24 protein-coding genes and 1 pseudogene are annotated in these 25879 nt (G+C 61.4%); 3 read left to right on the top strand and 22 right to left on the bottom strand.

Going from position 1 to position 25879, the window contains the following annotated elements; genetic code table 11:
* Positions 1-202: 202 nt before the first annotated feature.
* The 6 genes from PG898_RS16025 to PG898_RS16000 all read right to left on the bottom strand — a co-directional run bounded on the left by PG898_RS16025 (position 203) and on the right by PG898_RS16000 (position 7483).
* Complete coding sequence (locus tag PG898_RS16025) at positions 203-1153, bottom strand: transposase (RefSeq protein WP_042648600.1); 951 nt, start codon at positions 1151-1153, stop codon at positions 203-205.
* Positions 1154-1240: 87 nt separating this feature from the next.
* Positions 1241-1660 (bottom strand): YybH family protein, encoded by a 420-nt coding sequence (locus tag PG898_RS16020; protein ID WP_042648599.1) that lies wholly within the window; start codon positions 1658-1660, stop codon positions 1241-1243.
* Positions 1661-1800: 140 nt separating this feature from the next.
* On the bottom strand, positions 1801-3075 hold the full coding sequence (gene thrC / locus PG898_RS16015; protein ID WP_042648598.1) for a threonine synthase: 1275 nt from the start codon (positions 3073-3075) through the stop codon (positions 1801-1803).
* A complete protein-coding gene (thrB, locus tag PG898_RS16010; protein WP_156139747.1) occupies positions 3072-4040 on the bottom strand; it encodes a homoserine kinase in 969 nt (322 codons plus the stop codon). The genes thrC and thrB overlap by 4 nt, the downstream gene beginning before the upstream one ends.
* Before the next feature lie 40 nt (positions 4041-4080).
* Positions 4081-6540: a bifunctional aspartate kinase/homoserine dehydrogenase I gene (thrA, locus tag PG898_RS16005; protein ID WP_042648596.1), complete on the bottom strand. Its 2460-nt coding sequence runs from the start codon at positions 6538-6540 to the stop codon at positions 4081-4083.
* A gap of 250 nt (positions 6541-6790) precedes the next feature.
* On the bottom strand, positions 6791-7483 hold the full coding sequence (locus PG898_RS16000) for a tRNA/rRNA methyltransferase (RefSeq protein WP_042648595.1): 693 nt from the start codon (positions 7481-7483) through the stop codon (positions 6791-6793).
* Positions 7484-7677: 194 nt separating this feature from the next.
* Here PG898_RS16000 and aceK point away from each other — a divergent pair, with 194 nt between their 5' ends.
* Positions 7678-9405, top strand: coding sequence for a bifunctional isocitrate dehydrogenase kinase/phosphatase (gene aceK, locus PG898_RS15995; protein WP_042648594.1), 1728 nt, complete (start codon positions 7678-7680; stop codon positions 9403-9405).
* Positions 9406-9719: 314 nt separating this feature from the next.
* On the opposite strand, the gene PG898_RS15990 is transcribed toward aceK, so the two are convergent.
* The 7 genes and pseudogenes from PG898_RS15990 to PG898_RS15955 form a co-directional block, all read right to left on the bottom strand.
* The gene (locus tag PG898_RS15990; RefSeq protein ID WP_231557439.1) at positions 9720-10400 is read right to left on the bottom strand and encodes a LysR substrate-binding domain-containing protein; all 681 of its coding nucleotides are present in this window, start codon (positions 10398-10400) and stop codon (positions 9720-9722) included.
* A gap of 19 nt (positions 10401-10419) precedes the next feature.
* Complete coding sequence (locus PG898_RS15985) at positions 10420-10680, bottom strand: LysR family transcriptional regulator (RefSeq protein ID WP_231557438.1); 261 nt, start codon at positions 10678-10680, stop codon at positions 10420-10422.
* A complete protein-coding gene (gene pdxH / locus PG898_RS15980) occupies positions 10680-11318 on the bottom strand; it encodes a pyridoxamine 5'-phosphate oxidase (RefSeq protein ID WP_042648593.1) in 639 nt (212 codons plus the stop codon). The genes PG898_RS15985 and pdxH overlap by 1 nt, the downstream gene beginning before the upstream one ends.
* A 151-nt stretch (positions 11319-11469) precedes the next feature.
* Positions 11470-11730 (bottom strand): hypothetical protein, encoded by a 261-nt coding sequence (locus tag PG898_RS15975; RefSeq protein ID WP_378002259.1) that lies wholly within the window; start codon positions 11728-11730, stop codon positions 11470-11472.
* A 53-nt stretch (positions 11731-11783) separates the two neighbouring features.
* A pseudogene (locus PG898_RS21255) lies at positions 11784-13748 on the bottom strand (reprolysin-like metallopeptidase).
* A 250-nt stretch (positions 13749-13998) separates the two neighbouring features.
* A complete protein-coding gene (locus PG898_RS15960) occupies positions 13999-14328 on the bottom strand; it encodes a hypothetical protein (RefSeq protein WP_042648590.1) in 330 nt (109 codons plus the stop codon).
* Positions 14325-16310 carry a reprolysin-like metallopeptidase gene (locus tag PG898_RS15955; protein WP_042648589.1) on the bottom strand — a complete coding sequence of 662 codons (1986 nt, stop codon included), beginning with the start codon at positions 16308-16310 and terminating at the stop codon, positions 14325-14327. Before PG898_RS15955 ends, PG898_RS15960 begins: the two co-directional genes overlap by 4 nt.
* Before the next feature lie 210 nt (positions 16311-16520).
* On the opposite strand from PG898_RS15955, the gene PG898_RS15950 reads away from it, so the two are divergent.
* Positions 16521-17732, top strand: coding sequence for an RsmB/NOP family class I SAM-dependent RNA methyltransferase (locus PG898_RS15950; protein WP_270824590.1), 1212 nt, complete (start codon positions 16521-16523; stop codon positions 17730-17732).
* 65 nt (positions 17733-17797) lie between these two features.
* On the opposite strand, the gene PG898_RS15945 is transcribed toward PG898_RS15950, so the two are convergent.
* A complete protein-coding gene (locus PG898_RS15945) occupies positions 17798-18142 on the bottom strand; it encodes a Grx4 family monothiol glutaredoxin (protein WP_005331467.1) in 345 nt (114 codons plus the stop codon).
* Positions 18143-18430: 288 nt separating this feature from the next.
* On the opposite strand from PG898_RS15945, the gene sodB reads away from it, so the two are divergent.
* On the top strand, positions 18431-19015 hold the full coding sequence (gene sodB / locus PG898_RS15940) for a superoxide dismutase [Fe] (RefSeq protein ID WP_005331469.1): 585 nt from the start codon (positions 18431-18433) through the stop codon (positions 19013-19015).
* Between the two features lie 101 nt (positions 19016-19116).
* Here the strand turns inward: sodB and PG898_RS15935 are convergent, their stop codons facing one another.
* The 8 genes from PG898_RS15935 to PG898_RS15900 all read right to left on the bottom strand — a co-directional run bounded on the left by PG898_RS15935 (position 19117) and on the right by PG898_RS15900 (position 25841).
* Entirely contained in the window at positions 19117-19926 is an 810-nt protein-coding gene (locus PG898_RS15935; RefSeq protein ID WP_042648587.1) for an MlaA family lipoprotein, read from the bottom strand.
* An 88-nt stretch (positions 19927-20014) separates the two neighbouring features.
* Positions 20015-21268: a c-type cytochrome biogenesis protein CcmI gene (gene ccmI / locus PG898_RS15930; protein WP_042648586.1), complete on the bottom strand. Its 1254-nt coding sequence runs from the start codon at positions 21266-21268 to the stop codon at positions 20015-20017.
* Positions 21265-21744, bottom strand: a complete 480-nt coding sequence (locus tag PG898_RS15925) for a cytochrome c-type biogenesis protein (protein WP_005333041.1) — start codon at positions 21742-21744, stop codon at positions 21265-21267. The genes ccmI and PG898_RS15925 overlap by 4 nt, the downstream gene beginning before the upstream one ends.
* Before the next feature lie 11 nt (positions 21745-21755).
* Positions 21756-22286 carry a DsbE family thiol:disulfide interchange protein gene (locus PG898_RS15920; RefSeq protein ID WP_043129055.1) on the bottom strand — a complete coding sequence of 177 codons (531 nt, stop codon included), beginning with the start codon at positions 22284-22286 and terminating at the stop codon, positions 21756-21758.
* Entirely contained in the window at positions 22283-24238 is a 1956-nt protein-coding gene (locus PG898_RS15915) for a heme lyase CcmF/NrfE family subunit (RefSeq protein WP_042648585.1), read from the bottom strand. The genes PG898_RS15920 and PG898_RS15915 overlap by 4 nt, the downstream gene beginning before the upstream one ends.
* A 165-nt stretch (positions 24239-24403) precedes the next feature.
* Entirely contained in the window at positions 24404-24895 is a 492-nt protein-coding gene (gene ccmE, locus PG898_RS15910; protein WP_270824589.1) for a cytochrome c maturation protein CcmE, read from the bottom strand.
* A complete protein-coding gene (ccmD, locus tag PG898_RS15905) occupies positions 24892-25098 on the bottom strand; it encodes a heme exporter protein CcmD (RefSeq protein ID WP_025326268.1) in 207 nt (68 codons plus the stop codon). The genes ccmE and ccmD overlap by 4 nt, the downstream gene beginning before the upstream one ends.
* 2 nt (positions 25099-25100) lie before the next feature.
* On the bottom strand, positions 25101-25841 hold the full coding sequence (locus PG898_RS15900; RefSeq protein WP_005333032.1) for a heme ABC transporter permease: 741 nt from the start codon (positions 25839-25841) through the stop codon (positions 25101-25103).
* Positions 25842-25879: the final 38 nt, after the last annotated feature.

The raw sequence follows: 25879 nt of genomic DNA, 5'->3' as shown, positions 1-25879 counted from the left end.
AGATCGGCTCAAACTGAAAAAATGAAATGACTGAGTCAGCCGAGAAGAATTTCCCCGCTTATTCGCACCTTCCCTAGAGATCGGGCAAGCAAGCGATTTTTACTTGGCGGGCCACGTGTTCAGACGTGGTGAGCGCGTGTTCAGACGTGGTAATGCCTAACACCAAACAAATGCCAAGGGGGGTAAAACGGGATCTAACGGATTAACAAGGCGGCTGGTGACATCGTTGCTGCCCACAGTGCTGCGCAAAGCGCTGGCAATGCTCCCTGTCACCCACCACTCTGATGCCCTGGCGCCTGAACAGTGTCACTTGTTTCAACCAACGGGCACCATCAAGGCCCAATCGCGCCAGAATGGGAGCCAGGTGAGCAGGAATATAACCCCTCTTGTCAGCTCTTATCGCGCGACCTGTCCAATCCACCAGCATTAGATAATCGATAAAGGCATAAGGCAGGCCCTCCGGTTGGGCTTGGCTTGCGAATGGCAGCAACAAAGGTGGCAATGGCGCGTCTGGTTGCTCTCCCTCAAAGCGTTGCTTGATGCTGGTGTAATCGCTCTCCTCAGGTCGGTCCGCCAATGCCGCCCGTATCGGGTTGAGATCAACGTAGGCCATGCAGGCCAGCAGGGCTGATTCGGTGAGCAGAGCCTGACTCTTGAAGCGCCCTTCCCAGAAATGGCCCTTGCAGCTATCTTCCCGATTAGCCTGCCGTGCCAGGTTTTCATTGAGCAGCCGCACAAACCAGCTGATGGAATGAAGCCGCTCCCGCCACTGCCCTATCAGTTGTTGCACCACAGTCCATTCGGGCTCAATCAGGGATTCCCCCTGATACCAGCGCCGCACCAATAGCGGCCACTGGAACAGTGCCGCCCAACGTTCGGCCACCTCCCGCTCACTCCAACTTGCTGCGGTGTCGGGCTCCACTTTGAGCACCAGGTGATAGTGGTTGCTCATCACCGCATAAGCGCAAATACCGATGGCAAACAGTCGCGACAGTTGGCCCAGCTTGTCGACCACCCACTGGCGACGATACTCGTAACTCTGACCAGAATGGGCATCTTCCCCGCACAGAAAAGCTCGCCGCACGCAGCGGCTGACCACATGGTAGTAAGGCGTATCTTGCAGGCTGATTTGACGTGAACGGGCAATGGTCATGGCTCACCCCCTGGGCTGTGACCTCTCAAGCCAAGTACACGACTAAGCCGCTGTCAAAAAGGTGGGTGTCCCGATTTACTCGCCGATTTACTCCGATTTACTCTCTCCCGATTTACTCTCCAGCAGCGCAGTGCCGTAGGAGTTGTCGACGGTGCAGCGCCACTGCCCGCCGGGCTCTTTGCGAAACACATAGGTGGCGCGGCGGGTCTCGTCCACCAGGCCGCCTGGCGCGTCCGGGTAGCGCAGCCGGGTCTCCATGATCACCAGGGCGTTGTCGGCCCCCTCTATCACCTCCATGGCTCCCTGGGTCACCTCAAGCCGGCCGTCAAAGTAATCGGAGATGGCGGTGAAGGCGCGGCGGATGGCGGGAATGCCGCGCGCCACCATGCCGGGTTTGACCACCAGGGCGGCGTCCTCTGCATAGAAGGCCATCAGGGCGTCGAAGTCGCGCCGGGAGATGGCTGCGTCGCAGGTCTCGATCAATGTGCGAAGGGGATGTTGGCTCATACAGTGCTCCTTAGGATCTGCTCACGCTCTGATCGTGAAATGGTGCTTAATCCAATGCGGGTTTCCCCGCCCTATACCGGACATAAAAAATCCCCCGCTCTCGATATAAAAGCGGGGGATCTTCAGCGTCTCATGGCGGCTTAACCGAGCAGGAAGGCCTTGAGGCGGCCAAAGTCGGCGGGCAGGTTGTGGGAGAGCAGCGGCAGGGCGGCGTGCTTGGCGAGCGGGCCCGGCAGCGGCACATCCAGACCCAGGATCTCGTCCACCGACTCCTTGAACTTGGCGGGATGAGCGGTGCAGAGGAAGACCCCTACTTCGTCCTCGGCGAGCTGCTCATTCAGCAGATCCCAGGCGATGGCGCCGTGAGGCTCGCACAGGTAATCGAGCTGGTGCAGGCGTTTAAGGGCATCGCGAGTCTCGGCATCGCTGCGCATGCCAGACCCCAAGGTTTCCAGCGCCCAACCTTCGCGGCGGCACAGCTCTTCCACGCGCGGCCAGTTGTTGGGGCGGCTCACGTCCATGGCATTGGACAGCGTTGCCACCGTCTGGTGTGGCTCCCAGCTGCCGGTTTTCAAGTAGCGCGGCACTGTGTCGTTGGCATTGGTGGCGGCGATGAAGCGCTTCACCGGCAGCCCCAGCGCCTTGGCGATGAGACCCGCAGTGAGGTTGCCGAAGTTGCCGGACGGCACGCTGATGACCGCCTTGGCACGATCGCCCTTGGGCAGTTGGGCCACCGCCTCGAAGTAGTAGCAGACCTGGGCCAGCAGGCGGCTGATGTTGATGGAGTTGGCGGAGTTGAGGCCGATGGCGGTCTTGAGCCCCTCGTCGTCGAAGGCATCTTTGACCAGCGCCTGACAGGCATCGAAGTCGCCGTCGATGGCGATGGTGCGGATGTTGCCGCCGAGGGTGCAGAACAGCGCCTCCTGCAAGGGGCTGATCTTGCCCTTGGGGTAGAGGATGACCACCTCAATCCCCTCCAGCCCGTAGAAGGCGTGGGCCACGGCGGCGCCGGTGTCGCCCGAGGTGGCGGTGAGGATAGTGATCTTGTCGTTGGTGCGGAAGGTCGCGAGGCACTGGGCCATAAAGCGACCGCCGAAGTCCTTGAACGCCAGGGTCGGGCCGTGGAACAGCTCGAGGGCATAGGTGCCGTCTTTCAGCTTCACCAGCGGCGCCGGGAAGGTGAAGGCGGCATTGATCAGCTCGCTCACCTTAGGCTTGGGCACTTCGTCCCCCAGCAGGTGGCTGATGATGCGCGCGGAGCGCTCGGCCAGCGGCAAGTCCAGCAGGGCATCAACCTCGGTCAGGGGTGCGATGGTTTCGGGGAAGAAGAGCCCCTGCTCGCGACCCAGACCCTGGCGCACCGCCTGGGCAAAGCTGACCTGTTCACTCTTGTCCTTGATATTGTAAAGATTCATAGCTCGCTTCCTGTTACCCGTGCCCCTTCGATGTCTACTTTGCAGACCCGGGCAAATCCATCTTCATTGCGCACGAAGTGCGCCTCCATCCACTCTTTCATCCGTTCGGCCTGGGCCAGATCCTTCATCACCACGAACACGGTGGGACCGGAGCCCGAGATGCCGGTGGCGAGTGCCCCGTTCTGGGCGCCCTGGGCCCGCACCTCGTTGAAGCCTTCAATGAGCGCCGCACGGTAGGGCTCGGCGATCACGTCCTTCAATACGCTGGCCGCCAGCCCCTCTTGTCCTGTGTAGCTGGCGTGCACGAAGGCCGCCAGGCGGCGACCGTAGGTGAGGCAATCCTGACGGCGATACTGCGCGGGCAGGATGGCGCGGGCGGCGGCGGTGGAGACGACTGTGCCCGGGTAGCAGACCACCCAGTACCACTGCTCGAACACCGGTATGCCCTGGCTGATGACGCCGTGCTCTTCCAGCACCAGCTGCATACCGCCGAGATAACAGGGAGCCACGTTGTCGTAGTGAACGGAGCCGGAAATCTTGCCTTCCATCTCCCCCATCAGCAGCAGCATGTCGTGTTCATTGAGGGGCGCGCCGTGGAAGGCGTTGAGCCCTTCCAGCGCCGCCACCACGCTGCAGGCGCTGGAGCCCAGACCCGAGCCCACCGGCAGGTTCTTCTCCAGCACCATCTCCAGCGGCTTGAGGCCCAGGCCACGCTTCTCCAGCGCCTCGCCATAGGCGACCCAGCAGTCATAAAGGATGTTCTTCTTGGGATCATCCGGCAGCTTGTGGGCGTAGCGGCCCACGGAGGAGAGGGCGAAAGGCACCTCTGCCGATTTGACCTGGACGCGATCCCCCAGCAGGGAGCCATCCACGGGGGCGAGCGCCGCCCCCAGTACATCGAATCCCACGCTCAGGTTGGCGCTGGAGGCCGGTGCATAGGCGACCACGCTGCCGCCCTGCGCCATGGCATCTTGTTCAAAATCGGGGTTCATCGCTGAACTCATGTTACAGCTCCTGCTTCCAGTTCTGGGTGCGCAGCACGTCGGCGAAGACGCCGGCGGCGGTCACTTCGGTCCCTGCGCCATAGCCGCGCAGCACCAGCGGGATGGGCTGGTAGTAGGTGGAGAAGAAGGCGAGCGCGTTCTCCCCGTCTTTTACCTTGAACAGGGGCTCGTCGGCGCCGACCGCCTTGATGGCGACCTTGCACTTGCCCCCCTCGATGGAGCCCACATAGCGCAGCACCTTGCCTTCACGCTGGGCGGCCGCGAACTGGTCGCGGAACCAGCCGTCGGCCTCGGGCAGGCGGGCCATGAAGGCTTCCACATCGCCGCTGACGTCAAAGCCCGGCGGCAACGCCTGCTCCACTTCCACGTCGGACAGCTCCAGCGCCATGCCGGCCTCGCGGGCCAGGATCAAGAGCTTGCGGGCCACGTCCATGCCGTTGAGATCGTCGCGGGGATCCGGCTCGGTGAAGCCGTTGCTGCGGGCGATTTGGGTCGCCTCGGAGAAAGCCATCCCCTCGTCCAGCTTGCCGAAGATGAAGGAGAGCGAGCCGGACAGCACGCCGTCGAAGGCGCGCAGCTTGTCACCGGCCTTGATCAGGTTCTGCAGGTTCTCGATGACCGGCAGGCCCGCGCCTACGTTGGTTTCGTATAGGAACTTGCGACGGGTCTGACGGGCGGTGCGGCGCAGCGCCTTGTAGTAATCCAGCGACCCGGTATTGGCCTTCTTGTTCGGGGTAACCACGTGGAAACCGGCGGCCAGGAAGTCCGCATACTGCACGGCAACGGCCTCGCTCGAGGTGCAATCGACGATCACCGGGTTGATGAGGTGGCTCTCTTCCACCAGCTTCTTCACCGCCTCCAGGCTGAAGCTGTCACGGGCCTCCACCAGTTGCTCACGCCAGTTGGCGAGATTCAAGCCATCCTTGTTGACCGCCATCTGGCGACTGTTGGCGATACCCACCACCCGCAGGCCGGTGCCCTGCTCGGCCAGTACCGGCTGCTGGCGGGCAATCTGATCCACCAGGGCCGCACCGACGCCACCCACACCGACCACGAAGAGATCGATGAACTGCTGGCTGCCGAAGAAGTTCTGGTGGCACGCCTTGATGGCTTCCGCCACCTTGCGATCCCGCACCACCGCCGAGATGGAGCGCTCACTCGACCCTTGCGCGATGGCGACGATGTTGATGGAGGCTTGCGCCAGGGAGGTGAAGAAGCGTGCCGCCATCCCCTTGGAAGTGCGCATGCCGTCCCCGATGAGGGAGATGATGGCCAGATCGGTCATGATCTCGAGCGGGTCCAGCAGCTGGTTCTTGAATTCCAGCTCGAACTCACGCTCCAGCACCTTGCGCGTCTTGTCGCTGTCGTAGCTGTGGATACAGAAGCTGACGCTGTACTCGGAGGATGACTGGGTGATCAGCACTATGCTGACCCCGGCGCGGGAGACGGCGGAGAAGATCCGGCCCGCCATGCCCACCATGCCCTTCATGCCGGGGCCGGAGACGTTGAACATGCACATGCCGGAGAGATCCGAGATGGCCTTCACTTTCAGGTCATCATCCCCCTGCTCGACGCCGATAAGCGTCCCCGGCCCCTGCGGGTTGAAGCTGTTCTTGATGAGGCAGGGAATGTGGAACTGGGCCACGGGGGCGATGGTTTTCGGGTGCAACACCTTGGCGCCGAAGTAGGAGAGCTCCATCGCCTCTTTATAGGAGAGGGTTTTGAGCAGGTAGGCGTCCGGCACCAGGCGCGGGTCACAGTTGTAGCAACCCTCGACGTCTGTCCAGATCTCGCAGCATTCGGCATCCACACAGGCGGCCAGCACGGCGGCGGAGTAGTCGGAGCCGTTACGGCCCAGCAGCACGGTTTCGCCCTTGTCGCTGCCACCGGTGAAGCCCGGCATCAGGTAGAGGCAATCGGAGCGCAAGCCCTTGGCGGCAAAGCGCAGGCGGGAGGCCTCGATGTCCACATGGGCTTCGAGGTAACCGCCGTCGGTCACCAGCAGCTGCTCCGGCACGATGAGATCCAGTTCGAGACCGCGCACCCGCAGCAACTCGTGCATGAAGGCGATGGAGAGGTTCTCCCCCCGGCTCAGGATGCGGGCCTGGACATTGTCCGGGCAGAGCCCCAGCAGGCGGATGCCCTGCATCAGGCGCTCTACCTGATCCAGCTCGGCGGTGAGGCGAGCCTGCAACGCCTTGTCATCCAGCGCCGGGTAGGCCGCCTTCAAACCCGCCAGCAGGCGGGAGAAGATGCCGTTGATTTCAAACAGGGTATTGCTGGCATCCATGCCACGACTGGTCTGCTCTACCAGGGCCACCAGGTGGTTGGTCACCTTGGCCGGAGCCGACAGCACTAGGGCAACCTGGGATTGGCCGTGGGTGTTCACCGCGATATCGGCGACCCGTAAGAAACGCTCTGCGTCGGCCAGTGACGACCCGCCAAATTTCAACACTCTCATCGCTTTCTCTCCCTGTAAATCTATGAAATGCAATCTAAAAACCAATCCAACAAAAAGGCCCGTACTGGGTGGGTACGGGCCTTTTAAGATTTCTGTGCTTGTTCGTCAGCGCATCAACCGGCCCCAGTGCCACCTGTGGTGGTACCGGTAATAATGGTGGTGGTGATGATGTTGGTGAATAGCTGCATGACGAACACTCTTGAACGAAACTGGTTGTTAGCAATACCTTGCCGGACCTTGGGCTGTCAACCTAAACCTCTTTGCCAAACTTGCGGGCGAGGTCTTTGCAGAGCAGATGCAGCATATTCAGATCCCGCTGCGGCAGCATGGGTACTCGGTCCATCACCCATTGATGCAGCTTTTCATCCTGATAAACTCCGAGTTCACCAAGCAATTCTGCTGTTTTTGATTTGAGTACGCGAACCTGCCCGGTACCATCAAAATTTTCTGCTACGGCCTCGGGCTCGTCCAGCAGGGGACTCATCTCGTAGGCATACAGCATGATCGCCTGCCCCAGGTTCAAAGAGGGATAACTCACCTTGAGGGGCAGATAGCTGATGAGGTCCACCTGGGCAAGCTGCTCGTTGGAGAGGCCGGACTCCTCGCAGCCAAACACGATGGCCACCTTTTCGAGGGAAGGCTTGGCGCGGATCTGATCGCGGATCTCGGCCGGGGTGAGGTAGTGCTGATAACGGCCACGCTGGCGGGCCGTGGTGGCGACCACCAGATCCATGTCGGCAAGGGCCTCCTCCAGGGTGTCGAAGGCGCGTGCCTCGGTCAGGATCTCCTGGGCGCCATGGGCGACCCAGCTCGCCTCCTCCTCTTCGTGTACCCGGCTCCCTACCAGTCGCATGGCATCGAAGCCCATGGTTTTCATGGCGCGAGCGGCCGCACCCACATTGGCCGCGCGAGCGGGGGCTACCAGTACAAAATAGAGTTTCATCGGGTTTCTCCTGAACAGGGCCGACGCCGCGAACTGCAGCAAACCGCCGGTAAAACAGGGGCGCAATCTACCGTTTATCCCCGAACATTGCCACTTGAACAGATGTTTGGATGTTGCCATAGTGGCCGGACGAGTGAGCCCGTTGCCTACCGGCACAGACGCCATCGGCCCGATACATCACAAGGAAGAGAGAGATGCAGCAGCCATTGGAACAGGCGGTCGCCGAGACGATCTTGCAGCGTTTCGAGTCGTTTTACAGCCGCTTTCTCGAGATAACCCAGGGCAGCAAGAGCCGCTTCGAGAACAGCGACTGGTTGGGGGTGCAGCTCGCCGGGCGCGAGCGCATTCGCCTCTATGATCATCACGTCGGTGCCACCACCGCCCTCATCAAGCAGATGATGGGGGAGCAGTTGCCGACCCAGGCCCTGCTCAAGCAGGTGAAGGGGGCCTTCAGCGATCTGCTGCCCCGCTGCGAGAACTTCGAGGTGGCGGAGTCCTTCTTCAACTCCGTCTATCGCCGGATCTTCCGCCATCGCAACATCCGCGACGAGAATCTCTACATCCACCCCTTTCGCAGTCGGGGTGAGCACCCGGATCTGAGCGCCTTGCTGCGAGTCTATCGCACCGACCTTGCCCACCTGCCGCAGACCCTGAGCCAGCTGCTCGGGGATTACAGCTTCACCCTGCCCTTTGAGGACAAGCAGCGGGACATCATCGACATTCACCGCCATCTGGCGGAGAGCGGCCCGGCCATACTGCACGAGGAGCCATTCGCCATCGAGCTCTTGAAGGAGGTGTTTTACCGCAACAAGGGGGCCTATCTGGTGGGCCTCATTCGGGTGAAAGGCGAGGTGCATCCCTTCATCCTGCCGCTGCTCAGCACCGGCCAGAGCATCTATGTGGACACCGTCATCTTCGAGCCTGAGCTGGCCTCCATCGTATTCGGCTTCGCCCGCGCCTACTTCATGGTCTATGCCCCGGTGCCGGCCCTGTTCGTGCTGTTCCTGCGCCAGATCATGCCCCGCAAGCCGGACTACGAGATCTACAACGCCATCGGCTGCCAGAAGCACGGCAAGACCGAGCTCTATCGCCACTACCAGCAACACCTGGCCCAGAGCCGGGAGCAGTTCGTCATCGCACCCGGCATCAAGGGGATGGTGATGAGCGTGTTCACCCTCCCCTCCTACGATGTGGTGTTCAAGGTGATAAAAGACGAGTTCACGCCGCCCAAGGACGTGAGCCACGAGCAGGTGAAGGCGAAATACCGGCTGGTGAAACAGCACGACAGGGTGGGCCGGATGGCCGACACCCAGGAATTCACCAACTTCGAGTTTCCCCTCGATCGCATCTCCCCCGAACTGCTGGCCGAGCTCAAGTCGGTGGCCCCCTCGGCGCTCACCATTACGGCCGACAAGCTGGTTATCAAGCACCTCTACACCGAGCGCAAGATGATCCCGCTCAACCTCTATCTGGATCAGGCGGACGAGCAGCAGACCCGGCTCGCGCTGGAGGAGTACGGCAACGCCATCAAGCAGCTGGCGGCGGCCAACATCTTCCCCGGCGACATGCTGTTCAAGAACTTCGGCGTGACCCGCCACGGCCGGGTGGTGTTCTATGACTACGACGAGATCTGCTACATGACGGAGTGCAACTTCCGCCAGATCCCGCCGCCACGCTACCCGGAGGACGAGTGGAGCGCCGAGCCCTGGTACTCGGTGGCCCCCAATGACATCTTCCCCGAGGAGTTCGCCACCTTCCTGCTGCAAAAGCCCCAGGTGCGGGAGATCATGATGCAGGTGCACAAGGAGCTGTTTGATGCCAACTACTGGAAGATGCTGCAGGGCAACATCAAGGAGGGGGTGTTCGAGGATGTCTATCCCTACCGGCGCAAGAAGCGCTTCCGCTTTCAGCGGGGGGGATGATCCCGGCAGAAACAGCAAGAAGGGACGCTGCGGCGTTAATGTCGGGCAATCCAGGGGCCATTGACCGACCCTCTGCGGTGTAAAAATCCGAAACCAGTTGATTTGGTTTCGGATTTTTTATGCGTATCGAACAGGACCATGACCGCCTTCACGCCAGCGATGTCGCCCAGCTGGAATCGCTCTCTGACCTCATTCCCGCAGCCCCTCACCTCACTGCTCGGGGAAGAGGGCCTCGTCACCCTGCACCCTCGACGCCTGTCCATTACGCCTCTCTTTCTATCCCTGCCATGTCGCGCCGCGGCATAGATCCGGCGCTACAACCAGGGCAGGGTCGCCGCACTGGTGGGGAGCGACTGGTTCAGCAGCGCCAGCTGCACCGTCTCCCGGCTCACATGGGGAGCATAGAGGTGGATGAAGTCGTACATGTAGTCCCGCAGATGGGCGTGCCTGCGCAGGCAGACATGGGCTGTGCTCGAGGCGATCAGATGATCGATGTTGAGACAGACCAGGCTCTCCCTGTCCGCCTCGTCGAACGCCGAGGTGGCGATCACTCCCACCCCCATGCCGAGGCGCACATAGTGCTTGATGATGTCGCTGTCGGTGGCGGTCAGCACGATGCGGGGACTGAGGCCATGACGGCCGAACGCCTTGTCCATCTTGGAGCTGCCGGTGAAGCCGAACACATAAGTGATGAGGGGATATCGGGCCAGATCCGCCATGGCCAGCGGCTGGCAGTCGAGCAGCGGATGACCGTGGGGCACCACCACGCCGCGCCCCCAGCGGTAACAGGGAACGGTCGCCAGCTCCTCGAACAGGTGCATGGACTCGGTGGCGATGGCCATCTCCACGTCCCCGTTTTCTACCATCTGTGCCAGCTGGGCCGGCGCCCCCTGATGCAGCTGGATGCTCACCGCTGGGTAGCGGCGGGAGAAAGCGGTGATCACCGCGGGCAGCTTGTAGCGGGCCATGGTGTGGGTGGTGGCGATGCGCAGCACCCCGCTGGTGGCCAGCTGGTCACCGAGGGAGAGCTGGCCAATCTGTTCGACCTAGGCCACCACCCCCTTGGCCAGCTCCATCACCTGCTCCCCCCATGGGGGTCAGGCCCGCCAGGTTCTTGCCCTTGCGGGTGAACAGCGCCAGCCCCAGCTCCTCCTCCAGCATCTTCATCTGCTTGCTGAGGGTCGGCTGGGAGGTGTAGAGCTTCTCCGCCGTCGCCGAGATGTTGAAGTTGTTCTTCACTATCTCGGTGAAGTTCTTGAGCCGGGCTATGTTCATCAGGGGGCCAGGCGCTCGATGTGCCAGCCATCCCCCTCGCGGCTGTAATAGAAGCGATCGTGCAGGCGATGCTCACCCCCCTGCCAGAACTCCACCGTCTCGATCCGCACCCGGAAACCACCCCAGAAGCTCGGCAGCGGCACCTCGCCATTGGCAAACTTCTGCTTGAGCTCGAGGAACTTGGCCTCCAGCACGCCACGGGCCGAGATGCGGGTCGACTGTTTGGAAACCCAGGCGGCTATCTGACTGTCCTTGGGGCGGCTGTGGAAGTACTTCATCACCTCGAAGGTGCTCATCTTCTCCACCCGACCGGTCACGTGCACCTGACGGTCCAGGGTGTGCCAGGGGAAGAGCAGACTGATACGCGGGTTGCCTTCCAGCTGGTGTGCCTTGCGGCTGCCCATGTTGGTGTAAAAGACCATCCCCTCGGCATCGTAATGCTTGAGCAGCACGGTACGCTGCCAGGGTTGCCCCTCGGCATCCACGGTCGCCACCACCATGGCGGTGGGATCGGTCAGCCTGGCCTCGCACGCCTGGGCCAGCCACTTCTCGAACAGGGCGAGGGGCTCGGCCGGCAGATCGACCCGGTGCAGTCCGCCCCTGGTGTATTCGCGACGCAGATCAGCAACATCCATCATCTTGATTTTCCTTCAAATAAATAATGGTTCCACGACCATCAAGAGAGTGACGCAGGCATTGTGCTCCGCCCGTCTGCCAGTGACAAGCCATAACGCAGCGGGGAGGCAACTGCCTCCCCGCTGTGCTTACCTGCACACTATTACCTCTCAATTACCTCTCAATCGCCTCTGGCATGCACTTTTCCAGCATCCGTCGGTTATATCGGGTGGCATAGTCAATCCGCTGCTTGAACTCCGCCTCCTTGCCTATCTCAATCACATCGCCGAATCCTTCCAGATAACGCACCCCGCACCGGGTTCTCGCTTCTGCTTGCAGTGACTCCACAACTCCTGGGGCCATGCCGCCACGCCCGCCGCGTACGATGAGCCGATAATCCTGAGCGGCAAGACTCTCCTCTATTGTCTCGGTCATAGAGGCGGCCACAACCTGTTCTGCGCATATATGCAGAAGCAGCAAACTGGCGACTAGCCGTAATATCTGCGCCATCCGGCTGCCCCTCCCATCAGGAAGATCACGATAAGACTTACTGCGCCGCCACCACCGCCGCCACCCGCACTGTTATTGTTAATCACGCTTGCACTCTCCGTCGTAGCCGACGCATTACCTTTTATTCCATTGATAGAGAAAAAAATATTATTGCTGCATGCCAGCTTCAGCCTGGCCGTGCTGGTCAACGATGCAGGCAACACCACACTGGTCGAGCCGTTATTGGCCAGACCGCTTGCCAGCGTAGTCCAGCTAGAGCCGCCATTCTGTGTCAGTGCCAAATCCACGCGAGAGCAGTTAATGGGAGGCTGATCGGTCCCTGCAACATCCCATGTCACCATCTGGGTACTACCCGCAACCATGGTGCCGACCTGTGGGGCAGTGATAGCAAATGCCGCGCCGGTATTGATCACCTGTACCACCATTTCATCACTGCTCACCGCCCCCTGCCCATCGCGCACAGTAAGGTGGAACTGAAGGTTACGATTGGTCGCAGGCCACGCCTCTCCTTTGGCCAATACACCCGAGATCAGCGAGCTCATGGCGGGCAAAGTTCTGTGGGGTTCCGATGTCGGAGAGACAAAACGAAACAGCGGGCGGGTTCCATCATCCACCATGGTCGCCACACTGTAGGATGCATTGCCAAGATCAACCTGCTCCCAGGTGTAACTCAGGGGATTACCGTCCAGATCCAGCGCGCTGCCGACCAGTGTGAAAGGAGTATTGGCGGGGATCACCCGATCGCCCCCCGCATCCACGACCGGCGCATTATTGGCAAGAGCCAGATCTGTGCCGCAGGAGGGCAAAGAGGCCATCAGGGTGCGCATCTGCTCGATCGACTTGCTGTGAAAGAAGGGGCTGCTGTTGATCTGCAGATTCTCTTCACCACAGATCCCGGCATAGGCCATGATGGTCTAGCCACTGCCCGGCTCCCAGGCTGAGTGAGCCTTGCGACCCGTTGCACAACTGTCGGCCGTGCCGTTGAAAGAGTGTTCGGCCCCCAACTGATGCCCCAGCTCATGCGCCACATAATCAATAAAGAAGGCATCGCCGACAGGCGGTGAGCCCCCCGTCATGCCCCGTGAACGGCTGAAGGGGTTACACAGGGATCTCTGGGTCGCCACGCCGCCACCGGATGTCGCCAGCAGATGGCCCAAATCAAAGGTTGGATTTAACAGTAGCCCCTGTTGGGTCTGGTTGATGGCGATATCCTGGGTCGAGTTGGTGAAGGGATCCGTTGCAGGATCGGTGAAAATCACCTTGTCCGTATCGGCTGCAAGCTGAAACTCGGCACCCACTTCACGGCGATAGACTTCGTTGACCCGATTAAGCAGTGTTGCAATGGCCGAGAGTGCAGCGACCTTGGTGCCACCGTGATACTGGGTATATTCACCGGTTGCCGAGATAGCGATGGTGTAGCGCTTGCGCAAATTGCCATCGACCAGCACGGCCCGCTCGCGATCGACTCCCAGAGAATCCAGCACCTGATCCACATCCTGTCGCCGCCAGGCATCCTGCTGCTCATAAACGGCATAGGAGAAACCGTCCTGAAGCGGATCGATGTAAAAGGTACGCCCCCGGTGAGTAAACAAACCGTGAAAACCATGCATGGTGACATCGAATCGACCGGTATCCGTGGCCTGATCGATGGCCTTGCCATTGTAGGTATTGATAGAAGGGTAACGCTGGGCCAACGAGTCAGGAAGCAGGGTATTGGGATGAACATCAAACTGCACCGTAGTGCCATCTGGGAGTGGCAAGGTCAACACACTGGCAAGATGCCCGGGTTCAAAAGGCTTGTCCGGAACGACCACTCTGACCTTGTCAGCTCGCACATCATAGGCGCCCCCCCTTGCCGCGCTCTCATCCATGAAGGTCCACTGGGGTTCTGCCGCAACCTGAACAGACAAACTGGTGATAATCACCACAATGCCATGCTTCATAGAGCCTCCTTGCCCTACCTTGGTGATCCCAAGTATGGTGCAGCGTAAATGGCCGATCTGCGTCACAGACAGAAAAGAAAATCCGCACAAAACCGCTATCACGCTTAAAAAACCTGCTACTACCGATCTCCACACCTCCGGTGAAACAAGCGGACTCCGTTCAAAAGCGGAAAAATGAAGGCGCCATTGGCGCCTCCACGGATAACCTGGGGGCAGAAGTGCCCCTCATCTGGATGGGTATATTGGTGTATTACTGCTTGTCAGCACCCGATGCTGCCGGGCAATGCGTCACCATGAGCTGGTTATACTCACTGGCATAAGTGCTCAGCCTGGCATGTGCCTCTTTCTGATCCGGCTTGATGACATCGCCGAACCCGTCCAGATAGCGCACGCCACAACGGGCCTTGGCTGCAGCCTGTTCACCCACCGCAATGCCGGGTGCCACCTCGCCACGCCCGGCCCGCACGATCAGCCGGTAATCCTGCTTGGCCAGGCTGGCACTGATCGCCTGATCCAGGGCGTCGGCATCGGCCTGGCAGCCGCCTATCAGGGTGAGCAGCAGCACACCGGCCAGTCTCATGCCCGCCTCCGTTGCCAGCCCAGCAACGCCAGGGCCAGGGTCCAGAAGCCGAGGGCACCGCCACCACCGCCACCCCCTTCCACGCGCTGGGTCACCGACAGCTTGAGCGGACTGATGGCAAAGAAGAGGTTGTCACTGCAGGCCACTTTCAGCCTGGCGGTGCCGTCACTGCCCGCCGGAATGGCGACACTCGCCGACCCCGAGTTCGGCTGGCCGCCGGCGAGCAGGGTCCAGTTCACCCCCTCGTCCCGGGTCATGTAGAGATCCACCTTGCTGCAGTTGATGGGGGCCGCGTTGGTACCGGCGACGTCCCAGTCGATGGTCTGCGTCTGGCCGGCTGCCAGCGGCGTCACCAGGGGACTGGTCAGGGCAAAGGCCTTGCCGGTGTTGACCACCTGGATCTTCATGTCGTCGCTGCTGACACCCCCCTTGCCGTCCCGAGCCGTGAGGCGGAAGTTGAGCTCACGGTTGGTGGCAGGCCAAGCCTCCCCCTTCGCCAGGGTGTTGGTGAGCAACGAGGGAAGGCTTGGCAGAGTGCGTTCCGGCACGCTGGTCGGCGCCACGAAACGGAACAGCGGACGACTGCCGTCGTCCACCATGCTGGCGACGCTGAAGGACTCGGTGCCGAGATCGATCTGCTCCCAGGTGTAACTCAAGGCGTCGTTATCCAGATCGGTGCCGGCCCCCTTGAGCACGAAGGGGGTGTTGGCCGGGATCACATGGTCGTTGCCTGCGGCCACCTGAGGCGCATTGTTGGTGAGGCTCTGGGTGGTGCCGCAGCTCGACACCGTGGCCATGTGCGCCCGCATCTGCTCGATGGACTTGCTGTGGAAGTAGGGCAGGCTGTTGGCCTGCAGGTCCTCTTCCCCGCAGATCCCGGCATAGGCCATGATGGAACTGCCGCTGCCGGGCTCCCAGGCCTGGCTGGCCTCCCGGTTGCCGCCACCGCAACTGCCGGTGGTGCCGTTGAAGGTATGGTCGGCCCCGAACTGGTGGCCAATCTCGTGGGCCACGTAGTCGATGAAGAAGGCATCTCCCACCGGGTTCGAGGAACCGGTCATGCCTGCCGATTTATCCGCGGTGCAGAGCACTCCCAGCCCCGCCAGCCCACCGCCCCCGGTGTTCACCACGTGACCGATGTCGAAGGCACCGAGCCCCTGGGTCTGCGCCACGGCCTGCACCTGCATGTTGACGTCGACGTCGCTCAGGCCAGAGCCGGACGGGTCATCCCCGTTGAAGAAGGGATCCGTGGCCGCGTCGGTGAAGATGATGGTGTCGTTGCCGCTGGCCAGCTGGAACTCGGCTGCCACGTCACGCTGGTACACCTCGTTGACCCGGTTGAGCAGGGTGGTAATGGCACCGAGACCGGCCTCCACAGTCCCGCCGTGATACTGGGTGTACTCCCCCGCCGCCGAGATGGCGATGACGTAGCGCTTGCGCTCGTTGCCATCCACCAGCACCTGGCGGGCCAACGTGCCGGCCTTGCTGCCGATGACGCGATCGGCCTCCTCTTCCAGCCGGCTGTGGGCATCCTGCTGGTAATAGACCGCATAACCCTCGCCGTTGCGCAGGGGATCGACAAACACCATCCGGCCCTGGTGGCTGAACATGGCGTGGAAACCCTGGGGGCCGAGATCGACACGCCCGGTTTCGACCGGGTTTGCTTCGTCGTGTCCCTTGAAGGTCCGGATCCCGGGGTACTTGGCGGCGAGGTCCGCCGGCAGCAGATCATAGGGCTGCAGGCTGAAGGTCACCTCCTTGCCATCCGGCAGCGGCAGGGCCAGTCGATGCTCCCCTCCCAGCAAACCGGCGAAGTAATCGGCCGGTACGGTGGCGATGCGATATTGGCTGGCTCGCACCTCATAGCCATCGGCAGCGGTGGCCTTTGCCGCCACCGTATTCCACTCACTGGCGGCCAGGCCGGTGGTGCTCATCAGACCGGCCACCAGCAGCGCCAGCGGAGAGTATTTCATCAACTGCATCTTTTTATTCCTTTTTCAATGCGTTCGCCTGAACTGCCTCAGCATCATTTTCCTGCCACAGTGAGAAGTCCAGCACCATCCGCTGTACATTCCCCGAATGGGGACGGTTGCACCAATGCAGTCTAGCCCCTATCATGGCGCGGATTTGTCCGTTTCAGAACCCTCCTGTGTCACGGGCCGGTTCATCCTTTTTTGGCCAAGGTTAATCTCATGCTCAAATCCCCACTGTTGCCCCGTTTCGGGGATCTGGTCGTTGCCATCGTTGACGATGTGCTGGGTCAGGGTCTTACCCTCGACCGCGCCTATGCCCGTCACTTCTCCGGCATCGAACTCAAACCGCAAGAACAGGCAAGGATTGCCCTGGTCACCGGCGACCTGCTGCGTCGTCTCAGTCTCTATTGCTTCCTCACCGGCATCCAGGTGCGTCAGGCCGAAAAAAATGTCTGGCCGCTGCTGCACAGCTGGCACGCCTTCCACAAGATTGCCCAGCCCAACAACCCGACCCTGGATCGCTTCAACGAAGAGGCGTTCCGTCGCCGTCTGACCGAGGCCAAAAAGAACCCGGTGCTGATGGATGGTTGCCCTTCCTGGCTGGAAAAACTCGGCAGCGAGCAGCTGGGTGACGCCTGGCCCGCCGAGCGTGCTGCCTTGGCCTGGATGCCCAAGCGCTACCTGCGGGTCAACACCCTCAAGTGCAGCCGGGAAGAGCTGCAGGCCATTCTGGCCAAAGAGCACGTCTCCACCATCCCCGTCGACGGGGTGGATGCTGCCCTGCAGGTCACCTCTGACGCCGCCCTGTTCCGCACCAAGGCCTTCGCCGATGGCTGCTTCGAGCAGCAGGATGCCGGCTCCCAGCTGGTCGCGGCCGCGCTGGAAGTGACCCCGGGCATGCGCGTCATCGACGCCTGTGCCGGTGCCGGTGGCAAGACGCTGCATATCGCCGCCATGATGGAGGGCAAAGGCCGCCTGCTGGCGATGGACGTGGAAGAGTGGAAGCTGGAGAACCTCAAGCAACGCGCTCGCCGCGCCGGTGCCCACAACGTGGAGACCCGGGTCATCACCAGCAGCAAGACCGTCAAGCGCCTCAAAGAGAGTGCCGACCGCGTGCTGTTGGACGTGCCCTGCTCCGGTCTTGGCGTACTCAAGCGCAATCCGGATGCCAAGTGGCGTGATACCGCCGAGCGATTGCCGGTGCTGGTTGCCCTGCAAGAAGAGATCCTGCAGCGTTACAGCCAGATGGTGAAGGTGGGTGGTCTGCTGGTCTATGCAACCTGCTCCATCCTGCCCCAGGAGAACCGTCAACAGGTGGACAAATTCCTCGCGGCCAACGAAAACTACCGCCTGCGGGATGACCACACCGTCAGCCCCTCCGAGACCGGCTTCGACGGTTTCTATATGGCACGGATCGAGCGCATCGGCTGAGGCCCTGCGTACCCATAGAAAAGGGGAGCCAATGGCTCCCCTTTTTGCATGATGCGGATGCGACCTTATTCGGCGGCGGCATCATCCTGCTTGTGCTTGGCGGCCACTTCCTTGATCAGGGTCTGCAGCTCGCCAGCCTGGAACATCTCGATCATGATGTCGCAACCACCGACCAGCTCACCCTCGACCCACAGTTGCGGGAAGGTCGGCCAGTTGGCAAATTTCGGCAGCTCGGCACGGATGTCCGGGTTTTGCAGGATGTCGACGTAAGCAAAGGGCTCGCCACAGGACATCAGGGCCTGGGAGGCCTGGGCAGAGAAACCGCAGCTGGGTAGCTTGGGGGATCCCTTCATGTACAGGATGACGGGATTCTCAGCCAGCTGCTGTTTGATCTTTTCAATAGTTTCCATAAATGCCTCACTAGAGCGATTTCGGCGGCCATTCTACTGCAAACCGGGCAGACCACAAACTGGCAAACGGTCCCGAATGCAAGAAGTGATGAATCAATACGTCGCAGCTTGATCCGGATCATGGCGAGAATCAAGAGTTGTTCGCTCATCTTTGATGCTGCTACAATCGACGGGCTTTGGGCCATTCAGGCCCCATCATTTCAAGAACAATTCTTTTCAACATAGAAAAGAGTATGCAATGTCTTGCAACCGTCGCCTTCGCACGGACCAGCCAATGGAGAGTAGAAAATGGCATTCGAACTTCCCGCTCTGCCCTATGCAATCAATGCTCTGGAACCGCACATCTCCCAGGAAACCCTGGAATACCACCACGGCAAGCACCACAACACCTACGTGGTCAACCTGAACAACCTGGTGCCGGGTACCGAGTTTGAAGGCAAGTCTCTGGAAGAGATCATCAAGACCTCCACCGGCGGTGTCTTCAACAACGCCGCCCAGATCTGGAACCACACCTTCTACTGGCACTGCCTCTCCCCGAACGGCGGTGGCGAGCCTACCGGCGCCCTGGCCGATGCCATCAACAAGGCATTCGGCTCTTTCGCCGAGTTCAAGGATGCGTTCACCAAGTCTGCCATCGGTAACTTCGGTTCCAGCTGGACCTGGCTGGTAAAGAAAGCCGACGGCTCCCTGGCCATCGTCAACACCTCCAACGCCGGCTGCCCGCTGACCGAAGCCGGGACCACCCCGCTGCTGACCGTCGACCTGTGGGAGCACGCCTACTACATCGATTTCCGCAACCTGCGTCCGAAGTACATGGAAACCTTCTGGGCCCTGGTCAACTGGGAATTCGTGGCCAAGAACCTGGCTGCCTGATAGCCGCTTCATGCCAAAACGCCCCGCACTGCGGGGCGTTTTTTTATGGCAGGAAAGCAACGAAAAAGGCGCCATGGGCGCCTTTCTGATAACCATTGACCTTACTGGTCTATCTCGTCCAGATACTCGTCCAGGTTGCTGTCATCCTCCTGCTGGCCCTGCTGCTTGAGCTCAGGCTGGCGACCCGTCACCTTGCCGTCGTTGTACTGCAGGTAGAAGTCCTTGGTGAGGGCATAAGGATCGAGCGCATTGTCGATGATCCGCTCCTGATCGATGAGCTTGGCGCGGGTACCCAGGCCATCCAGCGCCCAGTGAATGAATTTCATGGGGAAAGTCAGCAGCGCGTAGGGGAAGTACACAGTATCGATGGTATCCCCCACCAGCTCGCGGGTGGTGGTCGGGCCGTAGACGGGCACCATGATGTAGGCACCATCCCCGATGTCCGCCTTGCCGAGTACGGTGTCCATTTCCAGCATGTTGCGCTCGAGGCCGGCATGTCTGGCCACGTCGAAGATGCCCAGCAGACCCACTGTGGTGTTGAGGGTGAAGCGGCCCAGGTTGGTCCCCGCCCCCTTCAGGTCACCGACCAGCAGGTGGTTGACCATGCTGCTCGGCTCGTCGAAGTTATCCACGAAATTCGCGATACCGTCCTGCACCCCCTGCGGCACATAACGAGCATAGCCATGGACCACGGGGCGGGCCACATAGGGCTCCAGCACGTCATAGTTGACGGCCCACATGGCGCGGTTGGCGCCCTGGAAGGGGTCACGGGGATCGCTGGCCGTGCTGGTCGCTTCGGGACGGCTGGGGGTTTCCTTGAGATCCAGGCTCTCTGGACCCGGCTTGGGAGGGCCACCCGCACAGCCCCCCAACAGCAGTGCCACTGCCAATGCTCCTGAACGCAGATACATATGAAAGTCCTAAGCTTTTTATTGGGAATTGCCATGAATTATAGGTAGCTCGCCCCTCCAGGGGCGGGCTACCTATGTAAAAGAGGTATTAGAGTGCGTGATCGATGCGGATGTCAATCGGCGCTGTGGGGATAGCATTCGTCGATACCGTGACCGAGACCCCCTCGAAGGCGCCCTCCTTGTTCATCACGTTGCCGCCCCGGGAGAGGCGCGCCTTGAACTGCAGCTCGGGATGAGCCGCCAGCTTGCTGCCCTGCATCATGGCATCCCCATCCCCCAGTGACAGGGTGAGGGGCAACTGCGGGCCCGGGATGCGCTTGACCGCGATGGGCATGGGTGGGCCGTTGGGGATCACCGCAAACACAAACAGGTGAGCGTCCTCAGGCAACTGGATGCCTGGCGCCAGAGTGATGTGCAACGGGAACTCCCCTTCCTTCACCGCCAGTACCTGGGTTTGTGCCTGTTTGCTTTGGGTTGCCGCCATGCCACGCTGCTTGAGCTGCTGCTCGGCATACTCGATGGAGCGCTCCACCATGGCGTGGCGGGTCGAGCCCTGCTCCAGCAGCGGCAACATGGCTCGCCAGCGAACCAGCGCGGTCTGGAAGTCCTCTTTTTGCAGCGCCATGAAGGCATGAACCGAGCGCGCCTCTATGTTGGCCGGATCCTGGGCAATAGCCGCCTGCAGCAGCTGATCCGCTCTGGCCTCCTCCCCCGTCATCATCAGGGCCTGGGCATAGGGCACCGCCACCATGGCCTTCTGCGGGGCCAGGGAGTAGGCCCGCTCCAGCGCCTCGCGGGCCATCTCGGGGTCATTGCCATCCAGGGTCAGACGCCCCAGCAGCAGCCAGCCACGATAGTCGCTCGGTTCTTCTTTCAGCCGGGTGCGCAGCCCCAGGGTGAAGTCCAGCAGATCCTGCTCAGTGACATTGCTATCCCGCTCCACCAGGATACGGTTGCTCAGCTCCCCGAGCCGGCTGCTGGCATCCTGCCAGCGGCTCACCTCCTGCCAGGCCCCCAGCTTGTAATAAAGCCCCAGACTCACCACCACCAGCACCAGCACACCCGGGATCCAAGTCAGGCTCTTGCCGCCACGGGCGCTCTGCTCCACGTCGGGGATGTCGTCCAGCAGGCTGCGTTGCAGCTCCACCAAGGACTCGGACTCCTCGGCCAGTATCCCCTGCTCACGCTCCTCGCCTATCTCCAGCAGACGCTGACGGTAGAGCTGCTTGTTGAGCGCCGAGCGGCTGATGCTCTGCCTGCCCTCGCCGCGCCACAGCGGCAGGATCAGCGCCAGGCTCGCCAGCACCAGCAGGGCCGCGATCACTATCCAAAATGCGGTCATTGTTTCTCTTCCTCTTTGAGCAACTCGGCCAGACGGCGCCGCTCTTCTTCGCTCAGGGCGTTATCCATTCGTTTTGTCGCCGCCGGGGCACGGCGGCTGCGCACCACGACCGTGGTGGCGCCGATGACGATGACCAGCAGGGGGCCAAGCCAGAGGATCAGGGTGGAGGCCATCAGGGGCGGATCATACAGGATGAAGTTGCCGTAACGGGCCACCATGTAATCCACCACCTCTTGCTTCTCCTTGCCCTCGCGTACCATCTGGTAGGTCTTGTCCCGCAAATCCTTGGCGAGCCCGGCATTGGAGTCCGCGATGTCCTGGTTCTGGCACTTGGGACAGCGCAGCTCCTTGGTCAACTCGCGGAAGGTCTGCTCCTGGGCATCGCTGTCGAAGGTGTAGACGTCGATGGCGGCGCTGGCCTGACCGGCGCCGAACAAGCCCGCCAGCAGCAACAGGGAGGCAATAAGGGTTTTCATCAGAGTTGCCCTCACTTCATGGCATCGAAGATGGGTTTGAGGGTCGAGGCCCAGACTTCCGGGTTCACGTCCCCCACGTGGCGATAGCGGATGATGCCCTGGCTGTCGATGAAGAAGGTCTCGGGCGCGCCGTAAACCCCGAGATCCAGCCCCAACATGCCGTCCGGATCGTAGAGATTGACCTCATAGGGATTGCCGAGCTCCGCCAGCCATTTGATGGCCTTGTCCCGCTCATCCTTGTAGTTCATGCCGACGATGGGAATGCCCTGCCCCGCCAGCTGCTTGAGGTAGGTGTGCTCCCCATAGCAGGTCGGACACCAAGTGGCCCAGACGTTGAGCAGCATGGGACGCCCCTTGAAGATGCTCCTGTCATGCTGCTTGTCGAGGTCATAGATGTCCTGCAGGGTGAACACGGGCACCTCCTTGTCCACCATCACGGATTCCAGCTTGGTGGGGTCGGAGTAGAGCCCCTTGAACAGGAACAGGGCACCCATCAGGAAGATGATGAAGGGCAGCAGAAATAACCAGGTCTTCTTGCTCATGCCTTGGCCTCCTCGTCACGACGGCCGAACCGGTAGCGCTTGTCCAGCATGGCCAGCACGCCACCGATGGCCATGAAGACGCCGCCGAACCAGATCCAGCGCACGAAGGGCTTGTAGTAGATCCGCACCGCCCAGGCGCCGTTGTCGAGCTGCTCGCCAAGCGCTGCATAGAGATCCCGGGTGAAGCCGGCGTCGATGGCGGCTTCCGTCATCGGCATGCGACTCACCTTGTACATCCGCTTCTCGGGCTTGAGCAGGGCTACCTGCTTGCCGTTCTTGTGCACCTCCAGCACCCCCTTGAAGCCGTCGTAGTTGGGGCCGTTCTTTTCGGCTGTCCCGGCAAACACGAATTCGTAATCGGCGAAGTGCACCCGATCACCGGCCTGCATCCGCAAGTCCTTCTCGATGCTGTAGTTCTGGGTGCAGGCGATGCCGATGATGCTGACCGCGAGCCCCACATGGCCCAGGATCATGGCCCAATGGCTGTTGCCGAGCTTGCGCACCCCGGTGGCAAAGCTGTGTTTGTGGGTGGCTCGCACCCAGGTCTCCTGGATGCTGGTGATGATGATCCAGCTACCCAGACCGATGCCGAGCGCGGCCCAGGGCTTGAACTCCCCGGCAAAGAGCTGCGGCAACCCGAAGGCGGCGACCAGGCTCAGCCCCAGGGCCAGCACCACCTTGCCCTTGAGCTCGCCGAGCTCCTGACGGCGCCAGCGGAACAGCGGACCCACCCCCAGCAGCAGGGCGAACGGGATGATGAGCCAGCTGTAGATGTGGTTGAAGAAGGGGGTACCGATGGAGATGCTGCCGAGCCCCAGCTCCTTGTGCACCAGCGGCAACAAGGTGCCGAGCAGCACGGTGAGCAGGCCCGCCACCAGCAGGATGTTGTTACCGAGCAGCAGGGTCTCGCGACTCCACAGCTCGTGCTTGCCGTGGCTCTTCACCTGGGAGCCCTTGAAGGCGAACAGCAGCAAGGAGCTGCCTATCACCGCCAGCAGGAAGCCCAGGATGAAAAGGCCGCGGGTCGGGTCGGAGGCAAACGCGTGGACCGACACCAGCACGCCGGAGCGCACCAGGAAGGTGCCGAGCAGGCTCAGAGAGAAGGCCGAGAGCGCCAGCAGCACTGTCCAGGCCTTGAAAGTGGCGCGTTTCTCGCTCACCGCCAGGGAATGCAGCAGAGCCGTGCCCGCCAGCCAGGGCATGAAGGAGGCGTTTTCCACCGGATCCCAGAACCACCAGCCGCCCCAGCCAAGCTCGTAATAGGCCCACCAGGAGCCGAGCACGATTCCCAGGGTCAGGAAGACCCAGGCCGCCATGGTCCAGGGACGGGACCAGCGCGCCCAGGTGGCATCGAGCCTGCCCGTCATCAGGGAGGCGATAGCGAAGGCGAAGGCCACCGAGAAGCCCACGTAACCCATGTAGAGCATAGGGGGGTGGAAGATGAGGCCGGGATCCTGCAACAGGGGGTTGAGGTCGCGCCCATCCACCGGGAAGTACGGCAGGGTGCGGGTGAAGGGGTCAGAAGTGAACAGCACGAAGGCGGTAAAGCCCACCGAGATGAGACCGAGCACCCCCAGCACCCGCGCCACCGCATCGAGCGGCAGGCGACGGCTGAACAGGGCCACGGCCGCGGTCCAGCCCCCCAGGGTCAGCACCCAGAGCAGCAGGGAACCCTCGTGGGCCCCCCACACCGCCGAGATGCGGTACTGCAGCGGCAGCAGGCTGTTGGAGTTGGTGGCCACGTACTGCACGGTGAAGTCGTTGTCGACGAAGGCCCAGGTGAGGCAGAGGAAGGAGAGCAACAGCAGCAGGAACTGGCTGTAGGCGAGCGGACGGGCCGCCGACATCATGCCGAGGCGCCCCCACTTGGCCCCGAGCAGCGGGTAGCTGCCCAGCAGCAGAGCGGTGGCAAAGGCCAGGATCAGTGCGAATTGCCCCAGTTCAGGGATCATGGCTGACTTCCTTTCAATTGCGCCGCGACCAGAACCGGTGCACAGGCATAAGACGGTGAGAACTGCCCTACTTCGGGGATCATTGACTATTTCCTTTCGATTGCACGATGAGACATACCGATTCGGCGGCGACACGAGGTGAACACAGGGTCAAGGCTGCCGGGATCATCGCTTGGCCCCTTGCAACTGTGCCTCGGTATATTCGGGCTTGAAGTGCATACCATTGGTGGCGTCGGCCACTTCCGGCGGCATGTAGTTCTCGTCGTGCTTGGCCAGCACCTCGAAAGCGGCCACCGTGGTCGCATCCTTGAGGGTGCCCTGGGCGACGATGCCCTGCCCCTCGCGGAACAGGTCCGGCAGGATGCCATCGAACTCCACCGTCACCAGATGGCCACCGTTGTCCACCAGCTTGAAGGACACCTTGAGGCTCTGGGGATCGCGCTGTACCGAGCCCGGAACCACCAGGCCGCCGATGCGCAGGCGCTGCCCCTCTTCCGGCTTGATCTTGTCCGGTCCCTTGCCTTCCACCAGCTCGCTCGGGGTATAGAAGAGATCGATGTTCTGGCTGAGGGCATAGAGCACCAGGCCGATCACGCTGGCGAGGCCCAGGCTGATGGCCAGAATGATGGTGAGGCGTTTCTTGCGTCTCGGGTTCATAGGGTGTTCTCCATCTGCTGGGCCGCCTTGCGACGGGCCTCGCGGGCCTGCTTGTTGCGCAATTCACCGAGCAGGTTGCGGGTTTTCAACCGGGTGGAAATGACGATGCCGACCAGGCAGAGCGCGGTCAGACCGAAAGAGAGCCAGACGTAGAAGGCGTAACCGCCCATGGCCATGAAGTCGCTGAATGAGGCAAAGTGCATGCTTACTTCTCCTGGCTGGCGATGTCGGCGACCCAGGGACGATGCCACTCCCGCATCAGGAGTTCATTCCTGAAACGCATCAGGGTCAGGGCCCCGAGGAAGGCCGCAAACGCCAATATCATGATGAGCAAGGGCCACAGCATCTCGGGGGAGATGGAGGGCTTGTCAAACTTGGTGATGGAGGCGCCCTGATGCAGGGTGTTCCACCACTCCACCGAGTAGTGAATGATGGGCAGGTTGATCACCCCCACCAGCGCCAGGATGCCGGCGGCGCGACCCGCCACCACCTTGTCGCTGAAGGCGTTGTAGAGGGCGATAACGCCAAGATAGAGAAACAGCAGGATGAGCTCGGAGGTGAGGCGCGCATCCCACACCCACCAGGTGCCCCACATGGGCTTGCCCCAAGCGGCGCCGGTGAAGAGGGCGATGAAGGTGAACACGGCGCCCACCGGGGCGATGGCCGCCACCGTCATGTCCGCCATGCGCAGTTGCCACACCAGCCCGATGAAGGCCGCCACCGCCATGGTTGAGTAGGCCCCCATGGAGAGGATGGCGGCAGGCACGTGGATGTAGATGATCCTGAAAGAGTCTCCCTGCTGATAATCGGCGGGGGCAAAGGCCAGCCCCCAGACCGTGCCTATGATGAAGGCAAGCAGGCTTGTCACGACAAACCAGGGCAGCAGGGTGCCGGCCAGCCCATAGGCGCGCTCGGGTTTGGCATAAGGGTGCAACCATTTCCACATAGCTCACGGAACCTTTCAGTTATTAATTTTTAAGTGGC

The organism is Aeromonas sp. QDB31, assembly GCF_027707605.1.
Taxonomy (GTDB): Bacteria; Pseudomonadota; Gammaproteobacteria; order Enterobacterales; family Aeromonadaceae; genus Aeromonas; species Aeromonas media.
Note: the sequence above shows the minus strand (reverse complement) of the source record. Positions and strands in the feature narration are given on the sequence as shown.

Coding starts and splice junctions, on each gene's coding strand:
- ccmD (WP_025326268.1), bottom strand. CDS start 25,098: ATGCACTTTGCCTCATTCAGCGACTTCATGGCCATGGGCGGTTACGCC.
- PG898_RS16025 (WP_042648600.1), bottom strand. CDS start 1,153: ATGACCATTGCCCGTTCACGTCAAATCAGCCTGCAAGATACGCCTTAC.
- pdxH (WP_042648593.1), bottom strand. CDS start 11,318: ATGATGGATGTTGCTGATCTGCGTCGCGAATACACCAGGGGCGGACTG.
- sodB (WP_005331469.1), top strand. CDS start 18,431: ATGGCATTCGAACTTCCCGCTCTGCCCTATGCAATCAATGCTCTGGAA.
- PG898_RS15985 (WP_231557438.1), bottom strand. CDS start 10,680: ATGAACATAGCCCGGCTCAAGAACTTCACCGAGATAGTGAAGAACAAC.
- thrB (WP_156139747.1), bottom strand. CDS start 4,040: ATGGCGCAGGGCGGCAGCGTGGTCGCCTATGCACCGGCCTCCAGCGCC.
- PG898_RS15925 (WP_005333041.1), bottom strand. CDS start 21,744: ATGAAAACCCTTATTGCCTCCCTGTTGCTGCTGGCGGGCTTGTTCGGC.
- PG898_RS16020 (WP_042648599.1), bottom strand. CDS start 1,660: ATGAGCCAACATCCCCTTCGCACATTGATCGAGACCTGCGACGCAGCC.
- PG898_RS15975 (WP_378002259.1), bottom strand. CDS start 11,730: ATGACCGAGACAATAGAGGAGAGTCTTGCCGCTCAGGATTATCGGCTC.
- aceK (WP_042648594.1), top strand. CDS start 7,678: ATGCAGCAGCCATTGGAACAGGCGGTCGCCGAGACGATCTTGCAGCGT.
- PG898_RS15960 (WP_042648590.1), bottom strand. CDS start 14,328: ATGAGACTGGCCGGTGTGCTGCTGCTCACCCTGATAGGCGGCTGCCAG.
- PG898_RS15950 (WP_270824590.1), top strand. CDS start 16,521: ATGCTCAAATCCCCACTGTTGCCCCGTTTCGGGGATCTGGTCGTTGCC.
- PG898_RS15900 (WP_005333032.1), bottom strand. CDS start 25,841: ATGTGGAAATGGTTGCACCCTTATGCCAAACCCGAGCGCGCCTATGGG.
- PG898_RS15915 (WP_042648585.1), bottom strand. CDS start 24,238: ATGATCCCTGAACTGGGGCAATTCGCACTGATCCTGGCCTTTGCCACC.
- PG898_RS15935 (WP_042648587.1), bottom strand. CDS start 19,926: ATGTATCTGCGTTCAGGAGCATTGGCAGTGGCACTGCTGTTGGGGGGC.
- PG898_RS15955 (WP_042648589.1), bottom strand. CDS start 16,310: ATGCAGTTGATGAAATACTCTCCGCTGGCGCTGCTGGTGGCCGGTCTG.
- ccmI (WP_042648586.1), bottom strand. CDS start 21,268: ATGACCGCATTTTGGATAGTGATCGCGGCCCTGCTGGTGCTGGCGAGC.
- thrA (WP_042648596.1), bottom strand. CDS start 6,540: ATGAGAGTGTTGAAATTTGGCGGGTCGTCACTGGCCGACGCAGAGCGT.
- PG898_RS15945 (WP_005331467.1), bottom strand. CDS start 18,142: ATGGAAACTATTGAAAAGATCAAACAGCAGCTGGCTGAGAATCCCGTC.
- ccmE (WP_270824589.1), bottom strand. CDS start 24,895: ATGAACCCGAGACGCAAGAAACGCCTCACCATCATTCTGGCCATCAGC.
- PG898_RS16000 (WP_042648595.1), bottom strand. CDS start 7,483: ATGAAACTCTATTTTGTACTGGTAGCCCCCGCTCGCGCGGCCAATGTG.
- PG898_RS15920 (WP_043129055.1), bottom strand. CDS start 22,286: ATGAGCAAGAAGACCTGGTTATTTCTGCTGCCCTTCATCATCTTCCTG.
- thrC (WP_042648598.1), bottom strand. CDS start 3,075: ATGAATCTTTACAATATCAAGGACAAGAGTGAACAGGTCAGCTTTGCC.